The organism is Variovorax sp. P4_D9, assembly GCF_056401695.1.
In genome coordinates, this window is record NZ_JBFUIU010000603.1 from 1 (window position 1) to 5,515 (window position 5,515).

8 protein-coding genes are annotated in these 5,515 nt (G+C 68.2%); 3 read left to right on the forward strand and 5 right to left on the reverse strand.

All coding sequences use genetic code 11. From position 1 onward, the window contains the following. Window positions 1-94: 94 nt before the first annotated feature. Window positions 95-469 carry a RidA family protein gene (locus tag AC1DY5_RS40180; RefSeq protein WP_478120025.1) on the reverse strand — a complete coding sequence of 125 codons (375 nt, stop codon included), beginning with the start codon at window positions 467-469 and terminating at the stop codon, window positions 95-97. Next, a complete protein-coding gene (locus tag AC1DY5_RS40185; RefSeq protein WP_478120032.1) occupies window positions 466-1,662 on the reverse strand; it encodes an amino acid aminotransferase in 1,197 nt (398 codons plus the stop codon). The genes AC1DY5_RS40180 and AC1DY5_RS40185 overlap by 4 nt, the downstream gene beginning before the upstream one ends. A 139-nt stretch (window positions 1,663-1,801) precedes the next feature. On the opposite strand from AC1DY5_RS40185, the gene AC1DY5_RS40190 reads away from it, so the two are divergent. Next, entirely contained in the window at window positions 1,802-2,278 is a 477-nt protein-coding gene (locus tag AC1DY5_RS40190; protein WP_478120026.1) for an Lrp/AsnC family transcriptional regulator, read from the forward strand. A 22-nt stretch (window positions 2,279-2,300) separates the two neighbouring features. Here AC1DY5_RS40190 and AC1DY5_RS40195 read toward each other — a convergent pair whose 3' ends face one another. Both AC1DY5_RS40195 and AC1DY5_RS40200 read right to left on the reverse strand, forming a co-directional pair. Further along, window positions 2,301-2,858 (reverse strand): fasciclin domain-containing protein, encoded by a 558-nt coding sequence (locus AC1DY5_RS40195; RefSeq protein ID WP_478120027.1) that lies wholly within the window; start codon window positions 2,856-2,858, stop codon window positions 2,301-2,303. Between the two features lie 219 nt (window positions 2,859-3,077). Then, window positions 3,078-3,281: an FAD-dependent oxidoreductase gene (locus AC1DY5_RS40200; RefSeq protein ID WP_478120028.1), complete on the reverse strand. Its 204-nt coding sequence runs from the start codon at window positions 3,279-3,281 to the stop codon at window positions 3,078-3,080. Between the two features lie 167 nt (window positions 3,282-3,448). Here AC1DY5_RS40200 and AC1DY5_RS40205 point away from each other — a divergent pair, with 167 nt between their 5' ends. Both AC1DY5_RS40205 and AC1DY5_RS40210 read left to right on the forward strand, forming a co-directional pair. After that, complete coding sequence (locus AC1DY5_RS40205) at window positions 3,449-4,111, forward strand: sigma-70 family RNA polymerase sigma factor (RefSeq protein ID WP_478120029.1); 663 nt, start codon at window positions 3,449-3,451, stop codon at window positions 4,109-4,111. Continuing rightward, entirely contained in the window at window positions 4,108-4,767 is a 660-nt protein-coding gene (locus tag AC1DY5_RS40210) for a ChrR family anti-sigma-E factor (protein WP_478120030.1), read from the forward strand. Before AC1DY5_RS40205 ends, AC1DY5_RS40210 begins: the two co-directional genes overlap by 4 nt. An 8-nt stretch (window positions 4,768-4,775) precedes the next feature. On the opposite strand, the gene AC1DY5_RS40215 is transcribed toward AC1DY5_RS40210, so the two are convergent. After that, a complete protein-coding gene (locus AC1DY5_RS40215; protein WP_478120031.1) occupies window positions 4,776-5,375 on the reverse strand; it encodes a DUF1295 domain-containing protein in 600 nt (199 codons plus the stop codon). Window positions 5,376-5,515 lie beyond the last annotated feature (140 nt).

The following is a 5,515-nucleotide window of genomic DNA, read 5'->3' on the forward strand; positions in this document are numbered from 1 at the left end:
GGATTGAGCCCCACGCTCGTCACTTCRTGTACTCGCTGCCSCSCGAGGGGGCGCAGRCCSCCTTGGGGCGGCCCGGCGCCGGTCTGAGCAGGTCCTAAGCGATCGCCGCGTAGGCCACGACCTCGATCTTCATGCCCGGCACCACCAGGCCCGAGACGCCCATGCTCGATCGGTTCGGGTAGGGCGCGGCGAAGAACTCGCGGTACACGGCGTCGATCCGCGGCATGTCCTGGACGTCGGTCATGTAGATCAGCACCTGGGTCACGTCGCCGAGGCTGCCGCCGGCCGCCTCGACCGCGCGCCGCAGGTTGGCGAAGGTCAGGCGGGCCTGGTCCTCGATGGCGCCGGTGTCGATGCTTCCGTCGGGGCGCACCGGTCCGTGGGCGGTGAACAGCAGGCCCGAGGCCTTCACCGCCCAGGAGAAGGGCTGCGCCAGCGCCGGCAGGCCGGTGTCGACGATCTCCTTCACGCGAGCACTGCGGCCATCGCCTGCGCCACGTGGTCCACGTTGGCGCTGGTCAGCCCCGACAGGCACATGCGGCCCGAACGCACCAGGTAGACAGCGTGCTCGTCGCGCAGCCGCGCCACCTGCGCTTCGCCGAGGCCCGTGTAGCTGAACATGCCGCGCTGCGTGACCAGGTAGCCGAAGTTGCGCCGACCCTGGAACTTCTCGTCGAGCACCGCCAGCAGGCGCTCGCGCATGGCGCGGATGCGCTTGCGCATGGCGGCCGTCTCGTCGGTCCAGAGCGTGAACAGCGCCGGGTCCTGCAGCACGCGGGTGATGACCCGGGCGCCGTGCGTGGGCGGGGTCGAGTAGTTGCGGCGCACGGTCGCCTTCAACTGGCCCAGCACGGTCTCGGCCGCGGCGCGGTTCTCGCACACCACGCTGAGGCCGCCGCAGCGTTCGCCGTACATCGAGAAGTTCTTCGAGAACGAGTTGGCGGCGAAGAAGGCGATGCCGGCGTCGGCCAGCGCGCGCAGGGCGAAGGCATCCTCGTCGAGGCCGTCGCCGAAGCCCTGGTAGGCGATGTCGATGAATGGAATCAACGCGCGCTCGCGCAGCACCGGGATCAGGGCCTTCCATTGGGCCTGCGTCAGGTCGACGCCGGTTGGGTTGTGGCAGCTGGCGTGCAGCAGCACGATGCTGTGGCGCGGCATGGCGTCGAGGCAAGCCAGCATGCGGTCGAACGAGAGGCCGCCGGTGGCCGGGTCGTAGTAGGGATAGGTATGCACCTCGAGCCCGGCGCCTTCGAAGATGGCCCGGTGGTTGTCCCAGGTCGGGTCGCTGACCCAGACAGCGGCGCCCGGAAAGTAGCGGCGCAGGAAGTCGGCCCCGATCTTGAGGGCGCCGGAGCCGCCGAGCGTCTGCAGGGTCGCGATGCGGCTGCTGGTCACGGCCTCGTGCGTGGAGCCGAACAGCAGGCGCTGGACGGCGGCGCGGAAATCGGCGATGCCCTCGATCGGCAGGTAGGGGCGCGGCCCGATCTCCTGCAGAAGGGCGGTCTCGGCGCGGCGCACCGAGGGCAGCACCGGCAGCCGGCCTTCATCGTCGAAGTAGACACCGATGCTGAGGCTGACCTTGTTCGGGCGCGGGTCGGCCTGGAAAGCTTCCATCAAGGACAGGATCGGATCGCCTTCGTAGGGCGGGACATGGCTGAACAGCGAGGCGGAGGGTGCGGTCATGAAGGAATATCGGAAGGGTGAATCGAAGCCCGGATTCTTTGATTGGCGGATCGCCAAGCCAAGTAGTTTTTGGTTTGCGCATAATTTTGTCTCTTGTGGGTCATATCAAGGATTTTTTATGCACATCAAAGCCGATGAAATGGACCGCCAGCTGCTCGCGGCCCTGCAGCAGAATGCCCGGCTGACCACCGGCGAGCTGGCGCAGATGACCGGCCTTTCGCAGTCGCCGTGCTGGCGTCGCATCAAGCGGCTCGAAGAGTCGGGCTTGATCGACGGCTACCACGCGCGGCTGAATCGCCGCGCGCTGGGTTATGGGGTAGTCGCCTTCGTCAGCATCAGCATCGATTTCCAGAACGAGTCGCGCTCGACCGAGTTCGTCGACGCTGTGCTGGCGATCCCGCAGGTCGTGATGTTCCACGGCATCACGGGCAACGCGGACTTCCTGTTGATGGTGGTGGCGGAAGACCTGGACGCCTATTCGACGCTGCTGACCCTCAAGCTGCACCGCCTGCCGGGCGTCAGGCAGGTGCAGAGCAGCTTCTCGCTGCAGGAGTTCCGGCGCTTCGACGACCTGCCGATCCCGGCGCCGGCCTAGTTTGGGTGGATGCGCCTGCTCCTCACTTTGGGAGCAGCACCTTGTCGACGACGTGGATCACGCCATTCGACTGCACGACATCGGCGATGGTCACGGTGGCCGCGTTGCCGTTCTCGTCGACGATCATGACCTTGCCATTGCCCGGCTTCGCGGTCAGTGCGCCGCCGGCCACGGTCTTCAGCGAGGCCATGCCGCCGCCGTCCTTGATCTGCTTCAACAGGGTCGCCGCGTCGACCTTGCCGGGCACCACGTGGTAGGTCAGGATGGTCGTGAGCTTTCCCTTGTTCTCGGGCTTCAGCAGCATGTCGACGCTGCCGTCCGGCAGTGCGGCGAAGGCCTCGTCGGTCGGCGCGAAGACCGTGAACGGACCCGCGCCCTTGAGCGTGTCGACCAGGCCCGCGGCCYTGACTGCCGCCACCAGGGTGGTGTGGTCCTTGGAGTTCACCGCGTTGTCGATGATGTCCTTGGTCGGCAGCATCGGCGCGCCGCCGACCATCACCTGGGCCATGGCCGACGTCGCGCCGACGGCGAGCGAGACCGCGAGGGCGATGGAAGCGGCGCGATTGAAATGAATCTGCATGGAGTGCTCCTGTTGGGATGGGGCCGCCACGAAACGCGCAACGGCTGCTCCTGATACGCAGCCAGGCGTGCGACGGATCAGTTCGTCGATGCGTGCGAGAAGGTGAAGAGTCCGACGTCGATGCGCGCGCGCAATACTCCAGCGCGCCCTGGTCGAGGCTGACCGCGAAGGACATCTCCGAGGCCTGGGTCTGCACCTCGAGATGGGCCAGCAGCGCGCTCAGGTTCGGGTAGGCGGCCTCGTTGTAGACGATGAAGCCGGTGTCGACGGCGATGGCCCACCGAGCGCCGGCACCTCGACCGTGTGGCTGTGGCCACCGGCCCGGCCATCGGCCTCGAACAGCGTGACCCGGTGCTTCTGCGACAGCAGCCAGGCCGCGGACAGGCCCGAAATGCCGCTGCCGATGACCGTGATGTCGAGCACCGGCCGGTCGGTGGCGCGGGCGGCTGAAGCACCGTCGGGAGATCGGTTCTCATGGAACAGCGGGTCCTGGCACGTGGTTCTGGCTCTTCTACGTGATCTGACCCGACTTTGGATTACTTTGCCGGAATCGCTGTGATCTAATTTCGCGGCAGCTGCGTATCAAGGCCATGAACACCGTGCGACAGTCCTCCGCAGCGGCCGCGAGGCCTGTGTTGGCCAGGCCGCCCGGCCGGTCGATCCTGACGCTGCATCAGAACCGGGGCGCGATGCCGACAAGCGAAGAACTCAGCGAGATGATGCTCGCCGTTGCCCGGCACGGGGACCGTCAGGCCTTCGCCGTGCTGTTCCGCCATTTCGCGCCGAGGATCAAGGCCTACCTGATGCGCGGCGGCAGTGCCGAGGGGCTGGCCGAGGAGTTGGCCCAGGAGACCCTGATCAGCGTCTGGCGCAAGGCCGCGATGTTCGATCCGCGGCAGGCGGGCGTCTCGACCTGGATCTTCACCATCGCGCGCAACCTGCGGGTCGACCATTTCCGGCGCCAGGGCGGTGCCGGTTTCATCGATGGCGAGGACAACGACGGCACCGAGCTGCCGGACACCGCGCCCGCGCTCGACGAGCAGCTGCGCGCCGGCCGCCGGGAGCGCCGCGTGCGCGAGGCCTTCGCCCGGCTGCCGGCCGAACAGGCACAGGTCCTGCACCTGTCCTTCTATGAAGAGCGGCCGCATGCCCGCATTGCCAATGACCTTGGCATTCCGCTCGGCACCGTCAAGTCACGCGTGCGGCTTGCCGTGAACCACCTGCGTCGAATGCTCGACGAGCTTGAACCATGATCCTCCATCATCCGGACGACGGACTCCTGCTGGCCCAGGCGGCCGGCACCCTTTCCAGCGGGCATTCCCTGCTGGTGGACAGCCATGTCGAGGGCTGCACCCACTGCCGCGCCCGGCTGCGCGAACTCGAATCGGTCGGCGGTGCCATGCTGGAAGAACTGGCGCCTGCCGTGCTCCCGTCGCAGGCGCTGGCCGAGGCCCTGGCCGCGATCGATGCGCCGCCGAAGGCGCCGGCCGTGCGGCCAACGGTGCGGCGCATCAGCCGGCCGGCGCTGCCCGAAGGGATGGCCTGGCCCCGCGCGCTGTGGGGCTGCAGCGCAACGCCCTGGCGCTGGCTCGGGCCCGGGATGCGATGGAGCCGCGTCACCGTGCCCTACGACGCCGCGGCCAATGTCTTCCTGCTGCGCATCGGCGCCGGCAAGGAACTGCCCTTCCACACCCACAGCCAGAGCGAGCTGACGCAGGTGCTGCACGGGTCGTTCCACGACGGGCGGGCGCTGTTCGGTCCGGGCGATTTCGACGAGACCGATGGCGACATTCATCACCAGCCCAAGGTGCTGGCGGCCGGTGAGTGCATCTGCCTCGCCTCGGTCGAGGGGCGGGTCCTGTTCCAGGGCGCGCTGGCGCGCATGATGGGCTCGCTGGTCGGGATGTAGGTGGGTTGTCAGGACCGGGCGCGGTCCTTGCGCGGCCGACCCGGAAGGAAGGCGTTGGTGCGCGCGATGTAGTCCCAGTAGGCGGGTCGGCGCTCGGCGATGTCTTTCTCGAGCAGGCTGACGCCRGACACGCGCAGCAGCAGCAGCGTCATGAGCGCGGGCGAGACCGTGGTCCAGGCCCCGGCCCAGCCCGTGGCCGCCATCGCCATCAGCCACAGCCCCCACCAGACGCAGGCCTCGCCGAAGTAGTTGGGATGGCGGCTGTACCGCCACAGGCCGCGGTCCATCACGCGGCCGCGTTGCGTCGGGCTCGACTTGAAGTGCGTCATCTGCGCATCGGCGATGGCCTCGAAGGCGATGCCGAAGGCAGCCAGCACCGCACCGGCCGCATCGAGCGAGGCGAACGGACGGGTGCCCGCCATGCCGCCGAGCAGCGGTGCCGTGACGATCCACGCCAGCAGGGCCTGCAGGCCGAATACCAGGCAGAGGCTCTTGAGCCCGAAATGGGGCTGATTGCGCTCGCGCATCTGCTGATAGCGCCGATCCTCGCCTTGGCCCAGCACCGGCCGCCGGCACCTGTGGCCGATGCTGCTGCCGGCCGCGGTCATCGCCCTGGGGCTCGGTGGCCTGCCGCTGACCGGCGGTGCGCTGGCCAAGTACGCGGCCAAGGACMTCATGGGCAGCGGCCTGGCCGCCACCGTGGCGGTGGTGTCGTCGATTGCCACCACGCTGCTGATGGTCCATTTCC

Excerpts from the sequence above, each read along its gene's own strand:
- AC1DY5_RS40190 (WP_478120026.1), top strand. The coding sequence starts at position 1,802 with ATGCACATCAAAGCCGATGAAATGGACCGCCAGCTGCTCGCGGCCCTG.
- AC1DY5_RS40205 (WP_478120029.1), top strand. The coding sequence starts at position 3,449 with ATGAACACCGTGCGACAGTCCTCCGCAGCGGCCGCGAGGCCTGTGTTG.
- AC1DY5_RS40210 (WP_478120030.1), top strand. The coding sequence starts at position 4,108 with ATGATCCTCCATCATCCGGACGACGGACTCCTGCTGGCCCAGGCGGCC.